We start from the raw sequence: 25,288 nt of genomic DNA, 5'->3' as shown, positions 1-25,288 counted from the left end.
CCGTCCTACACACTGACATCGTGAGAGTCGTGTTGGCACCGGGCCCGGAACGCGTCGTCGCGATCCGCACCGACGACACCGGCGCGGCCACCGCCCCGCCCGCGCTGTTCCCGGACGCGGCGGCCGCCGTCCGGGCGTTCGAACCCGAAGCTCCGCGCTGGGTGTGGCCGGACACCGCGGCGATCTACCCGTCGGTCTTGCGGGCGGGCCTGCGGGTGCAGCGGTGCCACGACCTCGCCCTGACCGGGGCACTGCTGCGCACCCGGGCCGGACTGGCCCCCGCTGCGGTGACGGCGGCGCCCGCCGACGAGCGGCCCGCGCTGTTCGAGACCACCCCCGCCGCCGACCCGGACGCGGTGCTCGCCGAGCATGCCGACCAGGTGGCGCGGACGGGACCCGACGCCCGCCTGCGCCTGCTCGTCGCCGCGGAGTCGGCGGGCGGTCTCGCCGCAGCGGAGATGGGGCACATCGGCATGCCGTTCTCGGCCGCCGCGCACCGGCGCCTGCTCGACGCGGCGCTCGGCCCGCGGGTGCCTGCCGACGTCCTGCCCGTACGACTCCGGGAGGTCGCAGACGAGGTGAGCGCTGCCTTCGGGCGACGCGTGAACCCGGCGTCGCAGCCGGAGGTGGTCGCGGCGTTCGCCCGGGACGGCGTCGAGTTGGCATCGACGCGGGCCTGGCTGCTCCGCGACGTCGACCATCCCGCGGTCGCGCCGCTCCTGCGGTACCGCGATCTCGCCAAGCTGCACTCGGCGAACGGCTGGGCGTGGCTCGACGCCTGGGTCACCGGAGACCGCTTCCGGCCGGTGTACGTTCCGGGTGGCGTCGTGTCGGGTCGATGGGCGAGTCGCGGCGGCGGTGCCCTGCAGATTCCCAAAGCGTTGCGTACCAGCGTGATTGCCGACCCCGACCACAGCCTCGTGATCGCGGACGCGGGCCAGCTCGAACCTCGAATCCTGGCCGCGATGTCCGGCGATCCGCTGATGGTCGCGGCGGCAGGCGCTGCCGACCTGTACGCGCCGGTCGCCGCCGAGGTCTTTGGCGGCGACCGCGCCAAGGCAAAGGTCGCGATCCTCGGCGTGCTCTACGGCGCCACCGCAGGCGAGGCACGATCCCTACTCACCTTGCTGCGCACACGTTTTCCCGTGGCGGTCCGCTATGTCGAGGACGCCGCCAGGGCGGGCGAGCGGGGAGAGGTGGTGCACTCGTGGCTGGGACGCGCCTGCCCACCGCCCGGTGAACGCTGGTGGTCGGAGGGAGACGCGCACGGCCGACCTGATCGGGACGCACGCGCCCGGGGCCGCTTCACCCGCAACTTCGTGGTGCAGGCCACCGCCGCCGAGTGGGCGCTGTGCCTGCTCGCCGAGTTGCGGCGCCGGCTGGCAGACACCGGGTCGGAACTGGTGTTCTTCCAGCATGACGAGGTGGTCGTGCACAGCCGCGATCCACAGGCCGCTGTCCGGCACGTTCTCGATGCGACCGCATCGGCAACCCGATTGTTGTTCGGCGACACCGCTGTTCGATTCCCGATGGACGTCGCGGTGCGCGACTGCTACGCCGAGCCCGCGACCGAGACCGTGCCCTCGCGCCGGATCGCGCGGGGCGTCGATCCGGTGAGCTGACGGACAGCGCGTCCGAACTGACTGGAGCCGACGAACCCACTTCGGGAAGCGACCTGGCCGATACTCAGGTGCGCATGTGCGGGGTCGACGAGCAGGTCGAGGCCCCTCGCCACCCGTCGCCGCCGGATCAACTCGTAGACCGAGTGCTTCTCCCCCTCGAACAGCTTGTGCAGGTACCGAGAGCTGACATTGAGGGCCGCGGCGACCCTGGCCACGGTCAACGTCGGATCGGTGAAGTTGTTCTCCACGAACTCGATTGCACGAGAACGATTCAGACTCCCCGAGGCGGCCGAGTCGGCGGCGCGACCGGACGCTGCGCGGATGAGGGCGACACAGAGGTCGACCACCGCGTGTTCGACGAGCGCCAGCTCCGAGGATTCGCCCGCCCCGAGATCCGACTCCGCGAACTGGCCGAGAACACCGCGAAGCATTCGGGTGAGGGGACCGTCCCCGACGACCGCACCCGCGAGGGCACCCGCGTCGACGGACCGAGCGGCGAGCACGGCGCGCGGCAGGTACGCGAACAGATAGTCACCGCGTCCGGCAAGCGCGACGTCGAACGTCTCGCCGAAATCGAGGAAGCCCAATTCGCCCGCCCCGACACGCCAACAGGTCTGCTGCTGCTCGACGGTCACCTCACCGGACTGCACGACCACGACGGCGAGGAGCTCGCTGTGCGGGTCGGCGAGCGACGCCGACGTCCGCGACGCCGACACCGCGGAGGTTCGCAATCGATTGACACGCACGGCTCCGATGTCGGTGGCGCGCAGGGTTGCTCGAAACCGGTGCGGACGCGGAGCAGCCACCTGGGCTGCGACGGACAGCGTCACGAGACCCTCGGGGCCGCTCAGCCGGACCCCGGCGCGTGAACCAGCTACTGCGGGGACCCCGCTCCCCTCCATGTGCACCCCACCCTGCCGACGAGGACAACCACGACGGGCAGCAACCCTACGCCGGCGTCCCGCACCACGACGGGGATTCGCTCACCACACGGGGGCGCCGTACCCGGCCCCGCCGCCGTGAAGCAGACCGCGCAGCGCGGACGCCAGCCCGCGGACATCCGCCAATCGGTCCGCGGAGGGCAGCGTCCCGGGGAAGGCGACGTACAGGTGTCCTCCGGCACCCACGCGCAGACGACCCGGAGCGTCGAGATGAAGCACGCCGCCGGAGCGGTGTGCGATCCGCATCGCGTCGGTCAGCGGCCGAGCTGACCGCGTCGCCTCGGAGCGCGTCGGAACGACCGACGCTGCCGTCGCCAGAGAACAACTCGACTGCCATTCGGCGACGACGACTCCGCCGGAGTCGGTGTCCACCATGTCGACGATCCGGGCCAGCGCAGGGGTGTTCACCCCGCACATCCACACTGTGCGAGCAAAGACTTCGTCGACGTCGACGGCATCACCCGCGTCGCTGGACAGGACCGTCAGACCGACGTCGCGGTCGGTGACGACGTCACGTCCGTGCCAGAACTCGAATTCCGCACCGCCACCACAACAGTGCAGCAGCCGGTATCGACCCCCGACGACGCTGCCGGGCACCCGCCCGGCAGCCGATCGAAACGCGGGCGGGCGGAGAGGCAAGGGTGGCCGAGCCACCACAGCGGACAGCCGTTCGGTGTCAGAGTGCATGCACCGACGTCCAGCCGCTCGACTGTGAGTCAACGCAGAGCATCACTGCATCCTCACGACAGCGACAGCCCCGTGCAACCCCTGCGCCTCCGGGCCGCGTCCCGACGCCACCGGCTCCGCCGAACCCGGCCGCGCGGACGGCGCAGGTAGCCGACCGGGCGCCGGCGCGGGGCGTCGCCGTCACGGGCACGAATCATCGATTCGCTGTGCGCGAATCGTTCCGTGCCCTGGACGGTTTCGCTACCCGGTTCGTTGCGCGGCCAACATCTCCTCGAACGGCACCGGCTCGTCGAAGGGATCGGGTGCAACGGTTCGCGTCCGCCCGTCGAGCACCGCGGCCAGTTCCCGCGCGACGCGGTCGACCCTGGTGTCCAGTTCGCTGCCGGACTCGACGCCGCCCGCCCAGTCCTCGGACGCCGCGAACACCGCGGTCGGAACGACGGCGGCCCGCAGGTACGCGAACATCGGGCGAACCGCGTATTCGAGCGCGAGGGAGTGCCGGGCGCTGCCGCCCGTCGCGGCGATCACTGTCGGCATCGCGTCCAACGACCCGGGCTCGAGCACGTCGAAGAACGACTTGAACAGGCCGCTGAAGGTGGCGTTGAAGATCGGCGTCACCGCGATCAGGGCGTCGGCCCCCGTGACGGTGCCGATCACCTCCCGCAACGTCGGCGACGGGAATCCGGTGAGCATCGCGTTCACGATGTCGTGAGCGTGGTCGCGCAGGTCGATCACGCGAATCCCGGTGCCGGGCCCGAGTTCCCGAACCGCGGCGGCCGCCAGCCGGTCGGCCAGCAGCCGCGTCGACGACGGCTGCCCGAGGCCCGCCGACACGACGGCAACCGTCCGCGCCGTCACGACGTCGCCTCCAGCTTCCTGCCCTCGACCAGCGTCGCGTGGGTCGGGGCGTCCGGGACGTGCGCGGGCCGCTTGGCGTCGAGTTCACGACGCAACACCGGCACGACCTCCTCGCCGAGCAGGTCCAACTGTTCGAGGACCGTCTTGAGCGGCAGTCCGGCGTGGTCCATCAGGAACAGCTGACGCTGGTAGTCGCCGAACGATTCGCGGAAGGTCAAGGTCCGGTCGATGACCTCCTGCGGGCTGCCGACGGTCAGCGGGGTCTGCTCGGTGAACTCCTCGAGCGACGGCCCGTGACCGTACACGGGCGCGTTGTCGAAGTAGGGACGGAACTCGCGCACCGCGTCCTGGGAGTTCTTGCGCATGAACACCTGACCGCCGAGCCCGACGATCGCCTGGTCCGCGGAACCGTGCCCATAGTGCTCGTAGCGTCGCCGGTACAGGTCGATCAGCCGCTGGAAGTGGTCGGTCGGCCAGAAGATGTGATTGGCGAAGAAGCCGTCACCGTAGTAGGCGGCCTGCTCGGCGATCTCGGGACTGCGGATCGACCCGTGCCAGACGAACGGTGGCGTGCCGTCGAGCGGACGCGGAGTCGACGTGAATCCCTGCAGCGGCGTCCGGAACTTGCCCTGCCAGTCGACGACGTCCTCACGCCAGAGCTTGTGCAGCAGCGCGTAGTTCTCGATGGCGAGCGGGATGCCCTGCCGGATGTCCTGCCCGAACCACGGGTACACCGGTCCGGTGTTGCCGCGGCCCAGCATCAGATCGACACGACCGTCGGCGAGGTGTTGGAGCATCGCGAAGTCCTCGGCGATCTTCACCGGGTCGTTGGTGGTGATCAGCGTCGTGGAGGTGGACAGCACGATCTTCTCGGTGCTCGCCGCGATGTAGCCGAGCATCGTCGTCGGGGACGACGGAACGAACGGCGGGTTGTGGTGCTCGCCCGTCGCGAAGACGTCGAGACCCACCTCCTCGGCCTTCTTCGCGATCGCGACCATCGCCTTGATCCGCTCGCCCTCGGTCGGGGTGTGCCCGGTCGTGGGGTCGGTCGTGACGTCGCCGACGGTGAAGATTCCGAACTGCATGGCCGCCTCCTCCTGGCGCCTCCGGCGCTGGCGCGCGGTTTCGGTGTCCCTCGACCCGAAAACCGCGCACCAGCACGAGGTGCTTGTAATTTAATGTTCAATCAGCTGAACGGAAGGGGCGACGGGAGTATTCCCCGCAGCTCAGCCGCGCGGGCGCAACCGGACGTTGGGGAGGATCGGCGCCGGAATCGTCTCGCTCCACTCCGACGGGAACGGCCCGAACCGGCTCGACCCCGGGTCACCCTGGTCGTCGCGTTCCCGCTGCCAGTCCGCCCGATACGCCGCGACCTCGTCGTGCGTGCGGCCGATGAAGTTCCACCACATGACGATCTGCTCCCCCAACGGCTCACCGCCGAGCACGACGACCCGGACCGGCCCGTCCGACGACGCCACCAACGCGGTGCTCGGTGTCCCCACCGGCAGGTACACCAACTGCCCGACCTTCGCATCGACCCCCGACACCGACACCGCTCCGGTGTCGACCATGACACCGTGTTCGAACGTCCCGTCCAGCGCGACGTCGAGGCGTTGCCCCGGACGCAGCACGATCTCCGCACCGAGGAGCGGCGTGAACGTGCGCACCGGCGACGTCTGCCCGAACAGGCTGCCCAGGAACACCACCACCTCGGCGCCGTCGACGTCGAGGACCGGTGGTGCGTGATGCTCGAACGCGGGTGCAGTGAAACGGTGTTCGTCCGGCAGCGCCACCCACAACTGGACACCGTGCAGGACGTCGGTGCCGGGGGTGGAGAACTCCGAGTGCGCGATTCCGGAGCCCGCGGTCATGAGGTTCACCTCGCGGGGCCGCACCATCGCGTGCGCGCCGGTGGTGTCGCGGTGCTCGATCTCCCCGCGGAACAGCCACGACACCGTCTGCAGTCCGGTGTGCGGATGGCCGGCGACCCGCATCCCGCCGCTGTCGGCGACGTCGTCCGGCCCGTAGTGGTCGAGGAAGCACCAGGCGCCGATCAGGGTTTGGTCTCGCTGCGGCAGCGATCGCCGCACCGTCATCGCACGCGGACCACCGAGCGGGACCTCGCGGAAGTCGAGCAGTCGTGGTGCGGATCCGTCGCGGTTCTCGCAGACGACCTCGTCGGGCGTGGTCTCGAGATTGCTCATGCGTCGAACGTAACCCCGGCGGACTGCTTACGGCACAGTGGATCCATGACAGATCACCAGAATCCGGCCGACACCGCTGTCCGCGACGCCGGCGACCGCTACGAGATCACCGTCGGGAGCGAGGTCGCGGGCCTCACCCAGTACCTCGACCACGACAACCAGCGAATCTTCTTCCACACCGAGGTCGACGACCGGTTCGCGGGCCAGGGCCTGGCGGGCATCCTCGTGCACGACGCACTCGCGGCAACCATCGCCGCGGGCAGGCGCATCGTCCCGATCTGCCCGTACGTCGCGAAGTACCTGACGAAGCATCCCGAACTCGCCGACAGCGTCGACCCGGTGACAGCCGAAGCGGTGTCCGCGGTACAGGCACGCTGACCCGATCGGGCGGGTGCGCCTCACCCGTCCCTCGATCGCTTCCGTGCGATGAACCGTAACCGTTTCGTTGCCTGACCCTCGCTCACCTGACGCGCGGCCGAGGTTCCTTCGCTATAGCCTTCGAAAACGCTGGTCCCTGCGGGTTCACCACGCAGGGAGACGTCGGTGTGTTCAGATTCCGGCGGGCCGTCAGCAGGGAGCGAGGCCAGGGATGACCGTCACGCAATGGAGCACCCGCCGGGCACGGGTGCCCACCTACGGCCGCGCGGTGATCCATCGCCGCCGACTCCACGACGCGCTGTCCGCGGTCGCGGCACCGGACCCCGACGCCCCTGGCACCGTCGCGATGCTCAGCGCGCCCGTCGGATCGGGCAAGACGATGCTGCTGGCCGACTGGGTCACCGAAACCGCTGCAACACAAGATGTCCCGACCATCGCCTGGCTCACCGTCCAGGAATCCGACAACGAACGCGGCACCCTCGCCCCGGTGCTCACCGCGCTCCGCGCCACCGACGACCCTGACGTCCTGAGCGCCCTGTCGAAGTTCCCCGCGGATGCCGCCACCGAGGATCCCAGCGTCGTCGCGGAGGCGCTGAGCGCCGTGGACAAGCCGATCGTGATGGTCCTCGACGACGTGCACCTGCTCCGCGACCCGGACACCCTCGAGGCGTTGGGCTCCTTCCTGCGCTGGGCGCCACCCGCGCTGCGCACCGTGCTCGCCGGACGGTTCGAACCGCCGCTGGCGCTGCACCGGATGCGCCTCGACGGGCGTGTCCGCGACTTCCCGCCCCAGGAACTCGCTTTCACCGAGGACGAGGCAACCCAACTGTTCGCCGGCCACCAGCTGGCGCTCGACGACTCCGACCTGCACACCGTGTGGGAACGCACCCAGGGTTGGGCGGTCGGGTTGCGTCTGGCGGCGATCGTCCTCGGCCGTGCAACCGACCCTGCCGCAATCCTCGCGGATTTCGGCGGCGACCACCGAGTGGTCGCCGACTACCTGGTCGGCGAGGTCCTCGACCACCTCGAGCCATCGGAACGCGCTTTCGTGGTCGAGTCGTCCATTCCCGACAGTTTCACCGTCGAGCTCGCCGAGGAGCTGACGGGCAACTCCAACGCCGGTGCCATCCTCGACGCTCTGGAACGCGAGAACTTTCCGCTCGAGCGGATCTCCGGGCGGCCCGGTTGGTATCGCTACCGGCCCCTCCTGCGCGAGTACCTGCAGGCCGAGGTGAGTCGCCTCGGCAGGAAGGCGGTCACCGATCTCGAGAACGTCGCGGCACGGTGGTTCGCCCGGTCGGGTGCTGACGTCCGCGCACTCGAACACGCACAGCATGCCGGCGACGACCGCGCGCTGCGGTCACTGATCGCCGGACTCGGCCTCGGATCGGTCCTCCGCGGTCACGGCGACCGGGTGATCGACGTCCTCGACCACGCTCCTCCGTCGGTGCGGGCGGGGCGCTCGGCGCGGCTGGTCCGCGCTGCAGCCGAGTTGGCCAGGGGCAACGACGCCGCAGCCGCGTCGGTGCTCGGCACGGACGACGCAGGGACGAGCACCGGGACATCGAACACACAGTTGCTCGAACACACCCTGCGTCTTCAGCTGGCGCTGCGCACGGGCGGGCTCGAGTCCGCCCTCACGCGGCTCCGCGACGATGCGGCGGGCAGGTCGGGCAACCCCGAGCTCGACTCCTTCACACTGCTCACCGCCGGTTCCGCCGAGCTGCGTCTCGGGCAGCTCGACGACGCGACGCGGGAACTCGAGGCTGCCGCTGCCACCGCACGTTCAGCCGATCTGCCCGCTCTCCGGGTCCAGGCGCACGCCTCTCTCGCCGCGGTCGCGGCATGCCGCTGCGCACTCACCGCAGCGGACCGGCAGGCCGCGACGGCGATCGAACTCGGCGTGGCGGGCGTCGTGGGGTCGGACACCGACGTACGACTCGCAGTGCTGATCCGTGACTGGGTTCGGTACGTGCGAATGGATCCGCCGGCACCGGCGTCGGTCGATCACCATCCCGCGCCGGCCGACCACGCCGAACCTGCGATCGCATCCATCGCGGCCTTCGTCGAGGGCCTGGTGGATCGTACGGACGCGGCAACGCCTCGGCAGCATGCCGGCGCCCTCCTCGACCTCCTGGAATCCGCCACCCGCCATCCGGTCCCGCCGGGCATCGTCGCGCTGTTGGCTCCGGCGGTCCAGCGTGCCCTGCTGGACGAGGGCCAGGACGCGAGGGTCGGACAATTGTCGCTCCTGCTCGACCGCATGCTCGGCCGAACTGGCGAAACGGCGCTGGTCACGGCAACCGTCGCACTGCGCCGCGGACGACTCGACCTCGCGAGCACCGAGCTCGCACCGGTACTGGACGGGACATTGCGCTGCGTCGCGCCTCTCACGTCGATCCATGCGTGGCTGTTGGCGGCCACGATCGCGGATCGGCGGGACGACGACATCCACGCACGCTCGGGACTGGCCGAGGCACTGGCTCTCGCCGAACCCGAGCGCATCACGCGCCCGTTCTTCGACGGCGGGGCGAGAATCCGGTCGCTGCTGGACCGGCACACAGGTCGATTCGGTGTACAGGACGAATTCGCCGAACACGTCCGCCTGGCGATCCCGGTCACCGCTCCTGACCGGAGTCCACCCCTCACCGCGAGAGAGCGGGAACTTCTGACGGAACTGCCGTCGTGGCGGACTGCCGAACAGATCGCCGCAGATCTGTTCGTCTCGGTGAACACCGTGAAGACCCACCTGCGTGGGATCTATCGCAAGCTGGGGGTGCGAACGCGGCAGGAGGCCATCGCCGAGGCCCGCAAGCAGGGGCTGTTGTAGCTCGTTTCACCATCGACGGGTGAGGCGCATCACGCGACCGTCCGGAAGGCTGAAGAAATCCAGCCAGACGACACGGAGGTTCGGACGGTGACTCGTACCCCTCACGACCGGGTCCGCTACGAGTTCATCGTGCGCGGAACCCTGTCGGAGCGGGCCGTGGCTGCCTTTCCGGAACTGACAGCCACGGCCGCACCGATCGGGTTCACGCAGTTGACCGGGATGGTGAGCGGAGATCAGGAACTACGCGCGATGCTCGCAAGGTTCGACGCGCTCGGCCTGACACTTGTGGAAATGCGACAGGTACCCGGTTCGGACTCCTAGCCTTCCCCGGGAGGTACAGATCTCCTAGGCGCCGGCAACCTGGCTGTCGTTCACGGAGCCGGTGATGTTCAGCCAGGAGTTCGGATCACCCGACGGAGCGTTCCCACCGCCGTTTGTACCGTCGTTTGCAAACCCGGCACTGTTCGCAGAACCGGTGATGTTGATTCCGAGCGGCACGCCTGCCTCATCCACCGGAACGGAGCTGCCTGCGCCCTGCGGCTCTTCCTTGGTAACTGCTCCGGCCAGGTCCGCGTCGACAGCGCCGGTGAGGACCGCGTCGATCAGCTTGGCGCCGCCGAGTTCGGCGTCCGTCAGCGTGGCCTTCGTCAGGTTGGCTCCGGTGAGGTCGGCGCTCGACAGGTTCGCCTTCGACAGGTTCGCTCCGGTGAAGTCCGCGCCCGTCGCATAGCCGAGGTAGAAGTTCACCTTCGACAGGTTCGCACCGACCAGCTTCGCGCCGGTGAGATCTGCACCGAGCAGGTTGGCACCCGCAAGGTTGGCGTGGGACAGATCCACGCCCGAGAGGTTCGCACCGACCAGGTTGGCACCTGCGCAGTCGGTGAACTCGGCCGCGGTGGGCGCCGAGACGATCGTGCATCCGCCGATGGTCGTGTCCGCGGACGCAAAGGGTGCCGCGAGCACCGCGCCGGCGAGCAGCAGGCCCGCTCCGAACGCAGTGACGCCAGCCCTGGCCGCAGTGTGATTCCGTCGCTTGTTGAGCCCTACCGACATGTCGATCTCGCTTCCAGTGAAACCCCCGGTCAGAGGGCCGAATCCACTCTGACCGGCACACAGTAGCGAAACGGCCGAGTCTACGAGTGACTTTAGTGAAACAAGCGTCCGAGAACGACTATATGGCCGACAATCCCCCCTTGGGGTCTGCCGCCGCCCCCATGCGCACGTTCGGCCCACGGGTCGTGCGAGTAGACTGCTCGACATGCAGCGGGCGCTCCTTCTTCACCGCCGCGACGGGGTCTGATCCAGACCGGCACCTGTCGCGGGGTTTGATGCGCCGGTCGATTCCCCTCCTGGACTACCCGTCCCCACATTTCGGAGATTCGTCAATGTCACCCGCCGACGCTTTCACTTCCGGATCGCGCATCATCACGCCGCCGTCCAAGCCTGCGCCCGCCGACCAGCCTGCCTGGAACACGCAGAAGAACTCCTCCATGCCGACGTACCGCTACCGGTCGTTCGCGGAGGAGGTCGAGCAGGTCACCCTCCCCGACCGCACCTGGCCCGACAAGGTCATCGACCGCGCCCCGCAGTGGTGCGCCGTGGACCTGCGGGACGGCAACCAGGCCCTGATCGACCCCATGAGCCCGGCCCGCAAGCGCCGGATGTTCGACCTGCTGGTCCGCATGGGCTACAAGGAGATCGAGGTCGGCTTCCCGTCCGCCAGCCAGACCGATTTCGACTTCGTCCGCGAGATCATCGAGGACAACGCCATCCCCGACGACGTCACCATCCAGGTGCTGACGCAGTCACGGCCGGAGCTGATCACCCGCACCTTCGAGGCCTGCCACGGCGCGAAGAACGTGATCGTGCACTTCTACAACTCCACGTCGATCCTGCAGCGCCGCGTGGTCTTCCGCGCCGACAAGGACGCGATCAAGAAGATTGCAACCGATGCCGCGGCACTGGTTCTCGACGAGGCGAAGAAGTACCCCGACACCAACTGGCGCTGGGAGTACTCCCCCGAGTCCTACACCGGCACCGAACTGTCGTACGCCAAGGAGGTGTGCGACGCGGTCACCGAGGTTCTCGGCGCGACCCCGGAGAACCCGGTCATCCTGAACCTGCCCGCGACCGTCGAGATGGCGACGCCGAACGTGTACGCCGACTCGATCGAGTGGATGCACCGGAACCTGGCCCGCCGCGACTCGGTGATCCTGTCGCTGCACCCGCACAACGACCGTGGCACCGGTGTCGCGGCCGCGGAGCTGGGCTACCAGGCCGGCGCCGATCGCATCGAGGGCTGCCTGTTCGGCAACGGTGAGCGCACCGGAAACGTCTGCCTGGTCACCCTCGCGCTGAACATGTTCACCCGTGGTGTCGATCCGCAGATCGACTTCTCGAACATCGACGAGATCCGCCGCACCGTCGAGTACTGCAACCAGCTGCCCGTTCCGGAACGGCACCCGTACGGCGGCGACCTGGTCTACACCGCGTTCTCGGGTAGCCACCAGGACGCGATCAACAAGGGTCTCGACGACATGAAGTTCTCCGCGGACGCGCAGGACGCGGACGTCGACGACATCGTCTGGCAGGTTCCGTATCTGCCGATCGACCCGAAGGACGTCGGCCGCACGTACGAGGCGGTCATCCGCGTGAACTCGCAGTCCGGCAAGGGCGGCGTCGCGTACATCATGAAGGCCGACCACGGTCTGGTCCTGCCGCGCCGGCTGCAGATGGAGTTCTCGCAGTCCGTGCAGAAGATCACCGACGGCGAGGGCGGCGAGGTCTCCCCCAAGGAGATGTGGGACGTCTTCCACGAGGAGTACCTGGCACCGGTCCTGCCGCTGGAACGGATGCGGCAGAAGGTCACGGCGTCCGAGGTGGACGGCGGAACGGACTCCATCGCCGCGGTCGTGAAGGTGGACGGCAAGGAGCAGGAGATCTCCGGCTCCGGCAACGGCCCGCTGGCCGCGTTCGTCGACGCCCTCGGCACCATCGGCTTCGACGTCCGGGTCCTGGACTACAGCGAGCACGCGATGTCCGCGGGCGACGACGCACAGGCCGCCGCCTACGTCGAAGCCGCGGTGACGCTCCCCGACGGCACCAGCAAGGTCGTGTGGGGGGTCGGTATCGCCACGTCCATCACCACCGCGTCGCTGCGTGCGGTCGTCTCCGCCGTCAACCGCGCCCACTGACACACCGCACTCACTGACACACAGGGTGAGGGGAACCCGTATCCGGTCCGACCGGGTACGGGTTCCCCTCACCTTTTTCGTGGATCAGGAGAGCAGCTTCGCCTTCGCCGAGGCGAACTCCTCGTCGCTGAGCACACCGGACTGGTGCAGATCGCCGAGCTGCTTCAACTTCGCGATGAGCGGGTCCTCCTCCGCAGCCGGCGGCGGCGCGGCCGCGGCCTGCTGAGCGGCGGCCTGCTGGGCGTACTGCTGCTGCTGATACGCCTGCTCCTGCGCCTGCTGATCGGCGTACGCCTGCTGTTCGGAGTACTTGCGCTGTGCCCGCCGGTCCATCGCGTTCGTCGTCGCACGCGCTGTGCCGGCGACGACGGCGGTCCGCGCGACCGTTCCGAGAAGTCCGGGGCGTCCGACGCGCCCTGCTCTGAAAACCATGTCCGTGTCCTTCCTCTACAGTGCGGCTTCGACCGCGGCGACGACGACTTCGTGCGGGATCTGTACGTGCAGCACGAGCTCGCCGCCCGCGGCCCTCGCCGTCGACGTGAAGTTCCTGGCCCAGGTCTCCTCGTACACGATGATCGCCGCCGAGGTGCCCGGCTCGAGCGCGTCGCGCACGACGTCGAGGTCCTCGTCGCTGATCAGTGCCTTCGCCTCGATCGACAGGATCTCCAGGCCCACGTCCTGGAGGTCCTCGTCCACGTCGACCTGTCTGATGTTCCCTGCCTCGTCCTTGGCGAGGTAGACGAGGTCGAGCAGGGTCACATATCCCTTCGCCACCACGTCCTGCAATGCGGCCACGGTCGCCGGGTCGGCCTGCGCTCCAGGAAACGCCAGTACCACCAGTTCGACCGGCCCGATGTTCACCGTCTCGTCCATGCGTCCACCCTCACGCCGCCGGGCGATGTGCGCATCACCCGCTGCGGATGAGGCGGGATGCCCGCGGACACGCGATCCTCGTATCAACCCGATCCACCTCTGCGAAATGGAGCCGTCCGATGAACTCCGCTGTCGACACGTTCTGGGATTTCCTGTGGCTGATACTCATCACGTTCGCCTTCGTGGCGTACCTGATGCTGCTCTTCTCGATCATCGGCGACCTGTTCCGCGACCACAAGCTCTCGGGCTGGTGGAAGGCGGTGTGGGTGTTCTTCCTGATCTTCGTGCCATTCCTGACCGCGCTGATCTACCTGATCGCGCGCGGCAACGGGATGGCGCAGCGGTCGCTCGCCGCCGCGCAGACCATGAAGACCGAGCAGGACGCCTACATCAAATCGGTCGCGGGCAAGTCACCGGCCGATCAGATCGCCGACGCGAAAGCACTACTCGACGCAGGGACCATCACGGAGGCCGAGTTCGCCTCGCTCAAGTCGAAGGCACTCGGCTAGTACGCCCCACTGCGGCCCGCTCCGACAGGAGCGGGCCGCAGTCGTGTGTTCAGGCGACGGCGGCCGCGGTGGCCCGGAAGGCGGCGAGAACCGCGGCGACCGCGGGGCGCTGCGCGGCGGCGGGGCGGGTGGCGAGTTCGTAGGTTCGGGCGGCCCGCACGCCTGCGAGTCGCGCGCTGACCAGCCCGCGCTGCAACGACACATGACGTGGCATCAGCGCGACGCCGTGGCCCGCGAGCACGAGCTCCTCGATGACGCGGAAGTCATTGATGCGCTGCACGACTCGCGGCCGAACCCCGGTCGCGGCGGCAACCGATTCGAGGACGTCGTCGACGGGGAATCCGCCGCGGACGCTGATCCAGCTCTCGTCCGCGAGTTCGTCGAGCGCGACGGAGGATCGGCCGGCGTAGGGGTGGTCGGACGGCATCACGAGGTCGATGGGCTCGCGCATGAGTGTTTCGATCCGCACCCGCGGGGACACGAGGGTCGGGGCCCGCTCGTCACGGTGGGTGAGGACCACGTCGAAGTCGGCGAGGAGGTGCGGCACGGCGGCGGCGGGTTCGTCGACGTCGGTGGCGTCGACGATCGTTCCGCCCGCCGCGGCGCGGGCGATCACACCGGGAAGCAGCAGTGCTGCGCCGGACGGGAACAGCGCCACCCGCACCCGTCCGCGCGGCGAGCCGGCGTAGGACGCCATCTCGGCGGCGGCCCGGTCGAGTGCAGCGAGGACGTCGTCGGCGCGGAGCACGAGGGCGTGGCCCGCGTCGGTGAGCCGCAGGCGCCTGCCGTCCGGCTCGAGCAGCGGGACACCTGCCTCGCGGGCGAGGATCTTCAGTTGCTGCGAGACGGCGGACGGGGTGAGGGAGAGCGCTGCGGCGGTCGCGGCGACGGTGCCGCGGTCGGCCAGTTCCCTCAGCACCCGCAACCGCTCCGCATCCATGTAGGAAATTTACATCAATCGTGCATTTATATTCGATTGTCCTGATGTTTCGCGGACGCAACGATAAGCGGTATGACGAACCGCGACCGCCTCCTCGGTATCACCGTCGCGCTGCTGTGGGGACTGAACTTCCTGGCCATTCGCGCCGGCCTCGACCGGTTCCCGCCGTTCTTCTTCGTGGCGCTGCGCTTCCTGGTGATCGCCGTCCCGGTCGTCCTGTTCGTGCCGCGCCCGAACGTCCCCCTGCGGTGGCTACTGCTGTACGGCACGGGCTTCGGCGTGCTGCAGTTCACGTTCCTGTTCTGGGCGATGAGCACCGGGATGCCGACCGGGCTAGCGTCGCTGGTCCTGCAGGCGTCCGCACCGATGACGGTTCTGCTGGGAGCACTGCTGCTCGGAGAGCGGGTGAGCCGGCGGCAGGTGATCGGAATCGTCGTCGCCGTCGGCGGCATGGTCGCGATCGGCTGGGACCGGTTCGCGCACGCAAGCCTGCTGCCGCTGCTGCTGACCCTGTGCGGCGCGTTCGGGTGGGCGCTCGGGAACATCGGCAGCAAGCAGGCCAGGACCGACTCCCCGATGCGGCTGATGCTGTGGATGACGGTCGTGCCGCCGCTGCCGATGCTCGCCCTGTCCGCGGCGATCGAAGGCCCGACCGCGGGGTGGTCGGCGCTCGGGTCCTCGTTCGACGCCGACGGCCTACCCGCGCTCGCCGGACTGGTGTACATCGTCGTCCTCGGCACGATCGTCGGGTCGGGCCTGTGGACCGGGCTGATGAGCCGCTACCCCGCGTCGACGGTCGCGCCGTTCTCGCTCCTCGTTCCGGTCGTCGGGATCGCCGCGTCCTGGCTGGTGCTCGGCGAACAACCGACCGTGGCCGCGCTGTGTGGCGGCGTGGTCGTCGTCGGCGGCTGCCTGTACGGACTGACGCGTCCACGCGCCACGGACCCGACACCGACTGTGTCCCTGCCCACCCCCGTACCTGCACGAGTCTGACCTCGGCACCGGGTGTGGAAAACTGCGCGCGTGGCAACTAGCACTCGATTCTCCGCGCGCGGAAGGCTCGCCCTCCGCGTCGCCGCGCTGGCGTCCTGGGCGTCGAAGAAGGCCGGACGCGGTAACGGCTCGATGATCGGCGGGCTGATCGCCCTGAAGATCGACCCGACCGTGATGACGCAGTTGGGTCAGGGCAAGCGGACGGTGCTGGTCACCGGCACCAACGGCAAGTCGACGACGACCCGGATGACCGCCGCGGCCCTGGCGACGATCGGCTCGGTCGCGACGCAGCCCGACGGCGCGAACATGGACGCGGGCATCGTCTCCGCCCTGAGCGTCGGGGTGGACGCGGATCTTGCGGCGATCGAGGTCGACGAGCTGCACACCCCCCACGTCTCCGACGCGCTGAACCCGTCGGCGATCGTGCTGCTCAACCTCAGCCGCGACCAGCTGGACCGGGTCGGCGAGATCAACATGATCGAGCGCAGGCTGCGCGCGGGGCTCGCCGCGCACCCGGATGCCGTGGTCGTCGCGAACTGCGACGACGTCCTGGTCTCGTCTGCCGCCTACGACAATCCGAACGTCGTCTGGGTCGCGGCGGGCGCAGGCTGGGCGAACGACGCCACCAGTTGCCCGCGCAGTGGTGAACCGATCGTGTGGGACGCCGACGGGAACTGGCGCAGCACGGGAACCGACTTCGCCCGTCCGACACCGGACTGGTGGATCGACGACGAGAACCTGTACGGCCCGGACGGCCTGATCCTGCCGATGACGTTGACGCTGCCCGGCCGTGCCAACCGCGGCAACGCGGCGCAGGCCGTTGCGGCTGCCGTCGCGCTCGGCGCCGATCCGAAGGCCGCGGTCGCCGCCGCCGAAGGGGTCCGCGAGATCGCCGGTCGCTACGCGTCCGTCCAGGTGGGCCCGCATTCGCTGCGGATGCTGCTCGCCAAGAACCCGGCCGGCTGGCAGGAAGCGCTGTCGATGATCGACCACTCCGTCGACGGCCTCGTCATCGCTGTGAACGGTCAGGTGCCCGACGGCGAGGATCTGTCGTGGCTGTGGGACGTGCGGTTCGAGCACTTCGAGGGCGTCAAGGTCGTCGCGGCAGGCGAGCGCGCCACCGACCTCGCGGTCCGGCTCACCTACGCCGGAGTCGAGCACACACTGGAGCCGAATCCGCTGCGCGCCATTGCATCCTGCCCGGAGGGGCGGGTCGAGGTGCTGGCAAACTACACGGCGTTCCGGGATCTGAACACCGCGATCGCGAGGAGGTCCGAGAATGTCTGAGTCGACCGTGCGGATCGGGCTGGTGCTCCCCGATGTCATGGGCACCTACGGCGACGGCGGCAATGCACTGATCCTGCGGCAGCGTCTGCGCATGCGCGGGATCGACGCCGAGATCGTCGAGATCACCCTCTCTGATCCGGTTCCGGATTCCCTCGACGTGTACACCCTTGGTGGAGCGGAGGATTCGGCACAGAGACTGGCGACCCGCCACCTGCAGCGGTACCCGGGACTACAGAAGGCCGCCGAGCGCGGCGCGCCCGTCCTCGCGATCTGCGCCGCCATCCAGGTCCTCGGGCACTGGTACGAGACGTCGGCAGGCGAGCGCGTCGACGGAGTGTCGATGCTCGACGTCACCACCTCCCCGCAGGCCACCCGCGCCATCGGCGAGGTCATCACCCGGCCACTGATCGACGGTCTCACGCAGCCGCTCACCGGGTTCGAGAACCACCGCGGCGGAACGGCTCTCGGCGCCGACGCCAAACCCCTTGGGAAGGTCACCCACGGTGTCGGCAACGGTGTCGGCGACGGACACGAAGGTGTCGTACAGGGATCGGTCATCAGCACCTACATGCACGGCCCCGTCCTCGCCCGGAACCCGGAGCTCGCGGACCTGCTGCTGGCGCGCGCGACTGGTGTCGACACACTGCCACCCCTCGAACTGGCCGAGGTCGAGCGGCTGCGGAAGGAACGGCTGGCCGTCGGGCGCTGACAGCGACCACCCGCTGCGGGACCTGCTCGACCGACCTCGCAGCCTGTCGCTTCCCCTCCCGGACGGGTGTAGCTTCCGAAGTACACACCCACCCCGGGAGGGGACATGGCGAACGCTGCACCCTGGCCTGCGATCCACTCCGAACGCGCGGCGCTGGCGGAGGATCTCGCCGCACTCACCGACGACCAATGGTCCACACCGTCCCTGTGCGCACAGTGGTCGGTGTGGGAGGTCCTCGGACATCTGACCGCGACCGCGAAGATGACGCCGTACAAGTTCGTGAGCGGCATGGTCGGGACGGGCCTGCGATTCGCGGTCTTCGCAGCGAAGAACGTGGCAGCCGAGACCAGTGGCACACCGGCCGACACCCTCGCCGAGTTCCGGTCCGTGCTCACCGCGACGACGAGCCCGCCGGGGCCGGTGGACTCGTGGCTGGGGGAAACCCTCGTCCACGCCGAGGACATCCGCCGCCCACTCGGCACCGGACACGACTACCCCATGGACGCACTGGTACGCGTCGCGGACTTCTACAAGGGCTCGAACCTGTTGATCGGCACGAAGAATCGGATCGCGGGTCTGTCCCTGCGGGCGACGGATACCGCGTGGACGATAGGCTCCGGCCCCGAGGTCGCCGGGCCCATGTTGGATCTCGTGATGGCCATGACGGGCCGCGAGGCCGGACTCGACGGACTCACCGGCGATGGCGTGGACAGTCTCAGGGAACGGATCTGACGGTGACGGGAATGGGCCTCACCCGACTCGAACGCGTGCTCGTAATCCGGTGAGCGCAACCCCCGACCGCGAACGGGCCCAGACAGGGGTTCGGCCGGGAACGTAGCGATGAATCGCGTTCTCGGCCGGATCTCTGCATTTCGAGGTCTGTCGAACCATTACCAATTCGCTTTTCCTCGATCCGCACTACCGACGGTACGCCGACCGGGCAGCACTGGCAATAGCCCTGACCTGGCGATTCTCCCGGTCCGATGACGACTGGGAACCCGCTCCGTCAGCACTCGTCCGGCGCCGGCTCGCCGCGCAGTCGCGCGTCAACCCAGTCGAATGCGCCGGGGTTGCCGGTGATCTCGCCGATGATGTGCTCGCCTGGCACCTGCCGGTACACGGTTGGCACACCGAGCCCGCACTGTTCGGCGTACAGGTTCTGCGTGCCGAGCGCCGGAATCCAGAACTCCTGACCACCGTTGTAGATGTACAGCGGCGTACCCGACGGCCGGTCCGCCATCTTCATCTCCGCGAAAATTCCCTGCGCCACAGGAGAACTCAGCACCTGTTTGATGTTGGCCAGTGCCTCGACCGGGATACCGGGGACACCGGCGAGCGCCAGCGTCATCACGCACGCGTTACGAAGACCGGATGTCCCGAGTCGTTCACCCAGATCATTCATCAGGGGGAGAATCTCGGTCTGCTGCCGCGCGACACCGAGGACCGCGGCCATGAACAGGCCTCCGGCCAGGTTGCCGTTCATCGTGCGGCCGAGCATGTCGTAGTCGGCGGGCACCCCGCCGATCGCGGCACCGAGGATGTCGCTTTCGAGTTCGGGCGCGTACTCGTCGAGCAGTTTGACCGCACCGCTGGTGGCGATCGCACCGCCGGAGTAGCCCATCATCGCGAGCTTGGAGGACCCGAACTCGGCCGGATACAGATTCCGCATCCCGCGGATCGTGTCGAGGATCGCGTGCCCGGCGACGAACGGCTCGCCGTACGCCATCTGCGGGCCCTCGTGGTCGGGGATGAGGACGGCGTACCCGCGCTCCTCCGCCTTCGTGGTGACGGGGCGCACCAGTTCGAACGGGTTCGTGGACGGGGTGATGCCGTGCGCGAGGGTGTGTGACGGCGTGCAGTCGCGGCCGAGTCCGTTGATCGGAACGTTGTTGACCAGTACGGGGCGGGGGCCGGGCCCGTCCCACGGCGTGGCCGGGACCACCAGCGTCGCGGTAGCGAAGGACGGTCCGCCGTGTGAGTCGGTGGTCTTGACCTTGAACTGCCGCACCTCGCGGACCGGGCCGCGGAGGAACTGGACGGCGACGGGTGTCACGTCGCGGACCTCGATGATCTGGCCGTTCGCCATGCCCGGCAGGCCCGGCGGGAAGTTGTCGAAGAACGGCTCCCCGATCGGGGACGGCAGGATCGCCCGCCACAGCGCGTCGAGGTCCGGGTACGGCGGATTCGGCGCGGGCACGATTGCGTCGACCAGTGGTGGCAGCACGGACCCGAGTGGCGACCGGGCCACCGAGGCGGTTCCGAGCGAGCCGGTGATGAGCGTGGTGCCGTTGAGCGGCTCGCCGTCGGATCCGGTGCCGTCGGTCAACGAACCGGTGCCGACGGACCCCTCGCCGCCGGCACTGCCACTGGACTGCGCCGCGGCCGTGGCGCCTCCGCCACCGACCACGACCGTCACCGCGAGCGCGGCGACACACATTCGAACCCAGAAACCCCCGTGCTGGATGCGCATTGCGGCACGCTAACACCGGCGGGTACCGGAAACGAGGAAGCCATGACTCCGGATCACGTGTCGACACTTAGGATTTCGAACTTACAACGTCGACAGAACCACCGCTTTGTCCGGATTCCCGACGATCTGGCGTCTGGATCGAGTGGTGTGGCGTCTGGGTGGGCGTGAATCCCACGGCCGCGTTGTTGACATCGAACATGACAACCAACCTGATCGCCGACGACCGCGCGGCGACCCCGACCCGACGCGCCTGGCCCGCGTTGGCGACGATGTTCCTGGGCAGCTTCGCCCTGGTGACCGCCGAGTTCCTGCCGCCCGGCGTGCTGACCCTCGTCGCCACCCAACTAGGTGTCACCGAGGGTGTCATCGGGCTGTCGGTCAGCGTCACCGCGCTCACCGCACTGGTCGCCGCCCTCGGGATGGGGTCGCTGTTCCCCCGGCTGGACCGGCGCACCCTCCTGGTCGCACTGACCGTCGCGGCCGTGGCCTCGAACATCCTGGTCGCGGTCGCGCCGAACATCGCGGTGTTGATGCTGGCGCGACTGCTGCTCGGCCTGGCGATCGGCGGCTACTGGTCGATGGCGTTGGTGATCGTCACCCAACTGGTGCCCGCCGACCGCGTCGGGAAGGCGATGATGATCGTCAACGCGGGCACCACACTCGCGACCGTGGCCGGGGTGCCCCTCGGAGTGCTCCTGGGCACGTTCGCCGGCTGGCGCATCGTCTTCGCCGTCGCCGCGATCCTGACGCTCGCCGCGGCCGTCGCGGTCCGACTGACGTTGCCACCGATCGCACCCGCCGCAGGAGTCGGGTGGGCGGCGATGGGACGCGCGCTCCGATCCCCGGGAGTGACACTCGGCCTGATCGGGTTCGTTGCCGTCATCGCCGGACACTTCACCGGCTTCACGTACATTCGGCCCGCGCTCGCCGAGCTGCTCGGCGCCGATCCGGAATCCGTCGCGATCCTGCTGGCCCTGTTCGGCGCCGGGGGCGTCGTCGGCAACTTCGTCCTCGGCAGCCTCGCCGACCGATGGCTGCAGCCGCTGCTGGTGGCCGTGCCCGGAGCGATCGGGCTGTCCGTGCTGGCGGTAGCGGTGTCCGCCGGACTACCCGCCCCCGGGTATCTCGCGGTCCTAGTCTGGGGGGCGGCGTTCGGCGGACTGCTGAACCTCGCCCAGGTCTGGGTGACACGAGTGTTGCCGGATCGGGTGGAGGCGGGGAGCGGGCTCCTCGTCGCCGGCTTCCAGACCGCGATCATCCTCGGCTCCGCGGTCGGCGGGCGCGGGGTGGACGAACTCGGAGTGGCAGTGACCTACGTGGTCGCCGCGGTGGTCACGGTGGCGGGCGGACTGCTCGTCCGGGTCACCCTCGGCCGCGTTGACGCTGCCACACGGACGGCGTGACCCCGGTGTGCCTGCGGAACGCCCGGCCGAAAGCGGTGTCGGAACCATAGCCGAGCCGGTGTGCGACCGCGGCGACCGAGACATCCCTCCGCGCCAGCATCCGCTGCGCCTGTTCGATTCTGACGGCGGACAGGTAGCGGCCCGGAGGTTGTCCGGTCGCCGCGGTGAACCGGGCAGCGAACCCGGACCGGGACGCGAGCGCCACACGGGCGAGCGCTTCCACGGTCCACTCGCGGCCCGGCTCGGCGTGTATCGCCGCGACAGCACGTGCCAGCCCGGGGTCGTCCACTCGCAGCAGCCACCGGTTCGGCGCGCATCCGCGGGCATGCCACGACGACACCGCGATCGATGCGATCAGGGTGGCGACGCGGTCGCGGAGAACGCCGTGTGGGTGACCACCGCCCTCGACCAGGTTCCGCAACAGTGTGTGCGCCGTCGGCTCGTGCTCGGCGAACTCGGTGAGGATCACCCGGCGGGGCAGGGCGTCCAGTGCACCCGAGGTGCCGGCCGGGACCATCCGCACGCGCAGGATCGTCGCCTCCGACAGCGCCCGCATCGTGTGGCCGTGACCGTGCGGCACGAAGAGGAAGTCACCCGGCGCCAGGTCCTGCGGATCACCCAGGTCCTCGACACGGACCAACCCGTCCACGACCAGCGCGGCACTCGACTCGCCGTCCTCGACTCGCCGACTCCGGCAGGCCTCGAGGCGCACGACCTCCCCCCTCGCGCATCGCCACCGCAACCCGGCGAGCACGTCGTCGACACCGAGTGCCTGAGTTCCGACAGGTGCGGAATCGACTGTCATGCGGCTCCTTTCGCGACAGTCCCGGACAACGGCAGGCACACCCGCGATATTCCCCGCCCGGTACGCGTACGGCCGCGGCCCCGAATCGGGGACGCGGCCGTACGGCGGACTTGGCCGGGTGGTCAGGAGACCGTCACCGGCTCCTTGCGCTCGGCGGGCACCACGCTCGTGATCACCTCGGGTGCGATCGCCTCGACTGCCTCGTCGTCCGACGCAGTCGGTTCCGCGATGCGCTGCGGCTCCTGCGCGTAGTGGAAGTGCGGCCGACGGTGGCCGAGGAACGACCCCATCCACGACATCACGGCGACGTAGCGGTTACGGAAGCCCACCAGGTACACCATGTGCACGGCCAGCCACAGCACCCACGCGAGGGCACCCGTCAGCTCGATGTTCTTGACCTTCGTCACCGCACGGAACCGGTTGATGATGGCCATGCTGCCCTTGTCGCGGAACTTGAAGGGGGTCCCGCGCTTGGTCTTGCCGAGGATGGTGCGTGCGACGTGGCGTCCACCCTGCATCGCGACCGGCGACTGACCGGGCAGGTTGTTCAGCGAGGTCATGTCGCCGACGGCGAAGATGTCGGCGCGGCCACCGACGGTGAGGTCGGGGTTGACGAGCAGTCGACCGGCGCGGTCGGTGTCGCACCCGGTCTGCTCGGCGAGGACCGCGGCGAAGTCGTTGGCCTGCACGCCCGCCGACCAGATGACGGTCTCGGCGGTACGCCGGACGCCCTCGGTTTCGCCATGCGCCTTGAGGGTGGCGCCGTGCGCGTCGATGTCGGTGACGAGGGTGTTGAGCACGACCTCGACGCCCGCCTTCTCCAGCGAGGCCTTGGTGTATTCGCTGAGCTTGCCGCCGTAGGCGGGCATCGCGACGCCCGCACCCTCGACGAGGGTGACGGTGACGTCGGCGGCGGTGATGCCGCGGATCGACTGCTCGAAGTAGCGTCCGGCGAGTTCCTTGATCTGGCCCGCGAGCTCGACGCCCGTCGCGCCCGCGCCGATCACGATGAAGCTCAGCAGGTTCTTGGCGCGCTCGGCGTCGGAGGTCGTGTGCGCCTCCTCGAAGCACCGCACGATCTGGTCCCGCAGCCGCTTCGCGTCGTTGACGGTCTTCAGCGCGTAGGTGACCTTGGCGAACTCGTCGCGGCCGAAGTAGGACTGACGGGCACCGGTCGCGGCGACGAGGGTGTCGTAACCGATCGTGTGGCGCTCGCCTGCGGCCTCGTACACCAGCTCCTTGGCCTCGGCGTCGACGCCGACGACCCGGCCGAGCCGGACGTCCGCCTTCGGGTAGTCCTGGAGGATCGCGCGCACCGACGGGGCGATCTCGCCTGCCGAGAGGACGCCGGTCGCCACCTGGTACAGCAGGGGCTGGAAGAGGTGTTCGGTGGTCTCCGAGATCAGCACGAAGGGCCTGCCTGCCTTGGCCAGCTTCTTCGCCGTCGCGAGGGCGCCGAATCCGGACCCCACGATGACGGTTTCTGTGTGGTCCTTGTCGACCTCGGCGGCCACTGCCTCACCCACGGTTTCCTCCTGCTGAATCGCCATTGAATCAGTTATGAGAGCAACGCTAAGTAGTTCCGAGTCGGTTCCGCCATGTAACCGTGATATACGGCAGACAGTTATCTCGATTGCTCATAAGTAAGATCGTCTGGTGGACTTCCGTCAATTGCGCTACTTCCTCGCAGTGAGCGAGGAATTGAGCTTCAGTCGCGCGGCCGAGAAGTGCTTCATCTCCCAATCCGCGATCAGCCACCAGATCGCGAAGCTCGAACAAGAGCTGGGGACAACCCTGTTCGACCGGTCGACCCGCGTCGTGAAACCGACCGCGGCCGGATTACGCCTGGTCCCGATCGCGCAGGAGGTGCAGCACCTCGAGGTCCGGGCGCTCGCCGTCGCGAAGGAACCGCGCAACCGCATCCGGATCTGCGCGAACATGAGCTTCGCACCGCAAAGCCTCGACGCGATTGCCCGCGTCCGCAGCCGCTACCCCGACCTGGACATCGAGTTCGTCATCAAGAGCTTCGCGGACCGGATCGACGCCGTCGCGTCGGGCGACGCCGATCTCGCTCTGATCCGCGGCGACCTGGACAGGCCGGGTCTCGAAACGGTGGAGCTCGGCATCGAGGACCTCCTGGTCGTGACCTCGAGTCAGCACCCGCAGTCCGCCTTCTCCACCGTCGATCTCGGCGACCTCGCCCACTACCCGCTGCTGCTACCGCCGCGGAGCAGCCAGGTCCTGATCCACAGCGTCGTCGAAGACGCGTTCGTCGAGGTCGGGCGGCGGGTTCAACTGGGACCACCGATCGCCCGCGACCACACCGCGACGCTCGACGTCATCACCAACCCACGGGCGTGGACGGTGCTGTTCGCCTCCACGGTCAGCGCCAACGCGCCGCGGCCCGGGCTGCGGGTGATGCGGGAGGCGAACAACCGGCTGCGGGTGCCCGTGTGCGGCGTCGTCCGCAACGGTGCGACCGAGTCGGCCGCGCTGTCGTTCCTGGTGAACGCGCTGCGCCTCGCCATGGACCCGACGACCCCGCCCGCACCGCCGCCCGATCCCGAATCGGACGGCCCCTGACC

The 25,288-nt window shown here is 69.0% G+C and carries 24 protein-coding genes; 12 read left to right on the top strand and 12 right to left on the bottom strand.

Annotation, left to right across the window (positions count from 1 at the left end):
• The first annotated feature begins 62 nt into the window (after positions 1–62).
• Positions 63–1,622: a bifunctional 3'-5' exonuclease/DNA polymerase gene (locus tag RHCRD62_RS24740; protein WP_253277484.1), complete on the top strand. Its 1,560-nt coding sequence runs from the start codon at positions 63–65 to the stop codon at positions 1,620–1,622.
• Here the strand turns inward: RHCRD62_RS24740 and RHCRD62_RS24735 are convergent.
• From RHCRD62_RS24735 to RHCRD62_RS24715, 5 genes are all read right to left on the bottom strand, one after another.
• Positions 1,553–2,524, bottom strand: coding sequence for a helix-turn-helix domain-containing protein (locus tag RHCRD62_RS24735; protein WP_084734473.1), 972 nt, complete (start codon positions 2,522–2,524; stop codon positions 1,553–1,555). The two genes, RHCRD62_RS24740 and RHCRD62_RS24735, sit on opposite strands and share 70 nt — an antisense overlap.
• Before the next feature lie 81 nt (positions 2,525–2,605).
• Positions 2,606–3,250 carry a protein kinase family protein gene (locus tag RHCRD62_RS24730; RefSeq protein WP_157051058.1) on the bottom strand — a complete coding sequence of 215 codons (645 nt, stop codon included), beginning with the start codon at positions 3,248–3,250 and terminating at the stop codon, positions 2,606–2,608.
• A gap of 240 nt (positions 3,251–3,490) precedes the next feature.
• A complete protein-coding gene (locus RHCRD62_RS24725; protein WP_050067403.1) occupies positions 3,491–4,108 on the bottom strand; it encodes a CE1759 family FMN reductase in 618 nt (205 codons plus the stop codon).
• Complete coding sequence (locus RHCRD62_RS24720) at positions 4,105–5,193, bottom strand: LLM class flavin-dependent oxidoreductase (RefSeq protein ID WP_050067402.1); 1,089 nt, start codon at positions 5,191–5,193, stop codon at positions 4,105–4,107. The genes RHCRD62_RS24725 and RHCRD62_RS24720 overlap by 4 nt, the downstream gene beginning before the upstream one ends.
• Before the next feature lie 141 nt (positions 5,194–5,334).
• Positions 5,335–6,312 (bottom strand): pirin family protein, encoded by a 978-nt coding sequence (locus RHCRD62_RS24715; RefSeq protein ID WP_050067401.1) that lies wholly within the window; start codon positions 6,310–6,312, stop codon positions 5,335–5,337.
• A gap of 45 nt (positions 6,313–6,357) precedes the next feature.
• Between RHCRD62_RS24715 and RHCRD62_RS24710 the strand changes: the two genes are divergently transcribed.
• From RHCRD62_RS24710 to RHCRD62_RS24700, 3 genes are all read left to right on the top strand, one after another.
• Positions 6,358–6,690, top strand: coding sequence for a GNAT family N-acetyltransferase (locus tag RHCRD62_RS24710; protein ID WP_050067400.1), 333 nt, complete (start codon positions 6,358–6,360; stop codon positions 6,688–6,690).
• 211 nt (positions 6,691–6,901) lie between these two features.
• Positions 6,902–9,520, top strand: coding sequence for a winged helix-turn-helix domain-containing protein (locus RHCRD62_RS24705; RefSeq protein ID WP_084734472.1), 2,619 nt, complete (start codon positions 6,902–6,904; stop codon positions 9,518–9,520).
• A gap of 87 nt (positions 9,521–9,607) precedes the next feature.
• Positions 9,608–9,841 carry a hypothetical protein gene (locus tag RHCRD62_RS24700; protein ID WP_050067398.1) on the top strand — a complete coding sequence of 78 codons (234 nt, stop codon included), beginning with the start codon at positions 9,608–9,610 and terminating at the stop codon, positions 9,839–9,841.
• 24 nt (positions 9,842–9,865) lie between these two features.
• Here RHCRD62_RS24700 and RHCRD62_RS24695 read toward each other — a convergent pair whose 3' ends face one another.
• Positions 9,866–10,573 (bottom strand): pentapeptide repeat-containing protein, encoded by a 708-nt coding sequence (locus tag RHCRD62_RS24695; RefSeq protein WP_050067397.1) that lies wholly within the window; start codon positions 10,571–10,573, stop codon positions 9,866–9,868.
• 332 nt (positions 10,574–10,905) lie between these two features.
• Here RHCRD62_RS24695 and leuA point away from each other — a divergent pair, with 332 nt between their 5' ends.
• Complete coding sequence (gene leuA, locus RHCRD62_RS24690; RefSeq protein ID WP_050067396.1) at positions 10,906–12,714, top strand: 2-isopropylmalate synthase; 1,809 nt, start codon at positions 10,906–10,908, stop codon at positions 12,712–12,714.
• A gap of 84 nt (positions 12,715–12,798) precedes the next feature.
• Here the strand turns inward: leuA and RHCRD62_RS24685 are convergent, their stop codons facing one another.
• Both RHCRD62_RS24685 and RHCRD62_RS24680 read right to left on the bottom strand, forming a co-directional pair.
• A complete protein-coding gene (locus RHCRD62_RS24685; RefSeq protein WP_050067395.1) occupies positions 12,799–13,146 on the bottom strand; it encodes an SHOCT domain-containing protein in 348 nt (115 codons plus the stop codon).
• A 15-nt stretch (positions 13,147–13,161) separates the two neighbouring features.
• A complete protein-coding gene (locus RHCRD62_RS24680; protein WP_050067394.1) occupies positions 13,162–13,587 on the bottom strand; it encodes a DUF6325 family protein in 426 nt (141 codons plus the stop codon).
• 119 nt (positions 13,588–13,706) lie between these two features.
• Here RHCRD62_RS24680 and RHCRD62_RS24675 point away from each other — a divergent pair, with 119 nt between their 5' ends.
• Positions 13,707–14,096: an SHOCT domain-containing protein gene (locus tag RHCRD62_RS24675; protein WP_050067393.1), complete on the top strand. Its 390-nt coding sequence runs from the start codon at positions 13,707–13,709 to the stop codon at positions 14,094–14,096.
• A gap of 49 nt (positions 14,097–14,145) precedes the next feature.
• Here RHCRD62_RS24675 and RHCRD62_RS24670 read toward each other — a convergent pair whose 3' ends face one another.
• Positions 14,146–15,036: a LysR family transcriptional regulator gene (locus RHCRD62_RS24670; RefSeq protein ID WP_050067392.1), complete on the bottom strand. Its 891-nt coding sequence runs from the start codon at positions 15,034–15,036 to the stop codon at positions 14,146–14,148.
• Positions 15,037–15,108: 72 nt separating this feature from the next.
• Between RHCRD62_RS24670 and RHCRD62_RS24665 the strand changes: the two genes are divergently transcribed.
• From RHCRD62_RS24665 to RHCRD62_RS24650, 4 genes are all read left to right on the top strand, one after another.
• Complete coding sequence (locus RHCRD62_RS24665) at positions 15,109–16,029, top strand: EamA family transporter (RefSeq protein ID WP_050067391.1); 921 nt, start codon at positions 15,109–15,111, stop codon at positions 16,027–16,029.
• Positions 16,030–16,059: 30 nt separating this feature from the next.
• The gene (locus tag RHCRD62_RS24660; protein ID WP_050067390.1) at positions 16,060–17,316 is read left to right on the top strand and encodes a Mur ligase family protein; all 1,257 of its coding nucleotides are present in this window, start codon (positions 16,060–16,062) and stop codon (positions 17,314–17,316) included.
• The gene (locus RHCRD62_RS24655; RefSeq protein ID WP_050067389.1) at positions 17,309–18,025 is read left to right on the top strand and encodes a type 1 glutamine amidotransferase; all 717 of its coding nucleotides are present in this window, start codon (positions 17,309–17,311) and stop codon (positions 18,023–18,025) included. The genes RHCRD62_RS24660 and RHCRD62_RS24655 overlap by 8 nt, the downstream gene beginning before the upstream one ends.
• A gap of 105 nt (positions 18,026–18,130) precedes the next feature.
• Positions 18,131–18,757, top strand: a complete 627-nt coding sequence (locus RHCRD62_RS24650; RefSeq protein ID WP_050067388.1) for a maleylpyruvate isomerase family mycothiol-dependent enzyme — start codon at positions 18,131–18,133, stop codon at positions 18,755–18,757.
• 274 nt (positions 18,758–19,031) lie between these two features.
• On the opposite strand, the gene RHCRD62_RS24645 is transcribed toward RHCRD62_RS24650, so the two are convergent.
• Entirely contained in the window at positions 19,032–20,495 is a 1,464-nt protein-coding gene (locus tag RHCRD62_RS24645; RefSeq protein WP_253277472.1) for a lipase family protein, read from the bottom strand.
• A gap of 197 nt (positions 20,496–20,692) precedes the next feature.
• Between RHCRD62_RS24645 and RHCRD62_RS24640 the strand changes: the two genes are divergently transcribed.
• Positions 20,693–21,898 carry an MFS transporter gene (locus RHCRD62_RS24640; RefSeq protein WP_050067464.1) on the top strand — a complete coding sequence of 402 codons (1,206 nt, stop codon included), beginning with the start codon at positions 20,693–20,695 and terminating at the stop codon, positions 21,896–21,898.
• Here the strand turns inward: RHCRD62_RS24640 and RHCRD62_RS24635 are convergent.
• Entirely contained in the window at positions 21,858–22,703 is an 846-nt protein-coding gene (locus RHCRD62_RS24635) for a helix-turn-helix domain-containing protein (protein WP_050067387.1), read from the bottom strand. The two genes, RHCRD62_RS24640 and RHCRD62_RS24635, sit on opposite strands and share 41 nt — an antisense overlap.
• 122 nt (positions 22,704–22,825) lie before the next feature.
• Complete coding sequence (locus RHCRD62_RS24630) at positions 22,826–24,253, bottom strand: NAD(P)/FAD-dependent oxidoreductase (RefSeq protein WP_050067386.1); 1,428 nt, start codon at positions 24,251–24,253, stop codon at positions 22,826–22,828.
• A gap of 106 nt (positions 24,254–24,359) precedes the next feature.
• Here RHCRD62_RS24630 and RHCRD62_RS24625 point away from each other — a divergent pair, with 106 nt between their 5' ends.
• Positions 24,360–25,286, top strand: coding sequence for a LysR family transcriptional regulator (locus RHCRD62_RS24625; RefSeq protein WP_050067385.1), 927 nt, complete (start codon positions 24,360–24,362; stop codon positions 25,284–25,286).
• The last annotated feature ends 2 nt before the right edge of the window (positions 25,287–25,288 follow it).

It is taken from the genome of Rhodococcus sp. RD6.2 (assembly GCF_001040705.1).
GTDB lineage: Bacteria > Actinomycetota > Actinomycetes > Mycobacteriales > Mycobacteriaceae > Rhodococcus_G.
The sequence above is the reverse complement of the archived record's forward strand: the minus strand, read 5'-3'. Positions and strand labels throughout refer to the sequence as shown.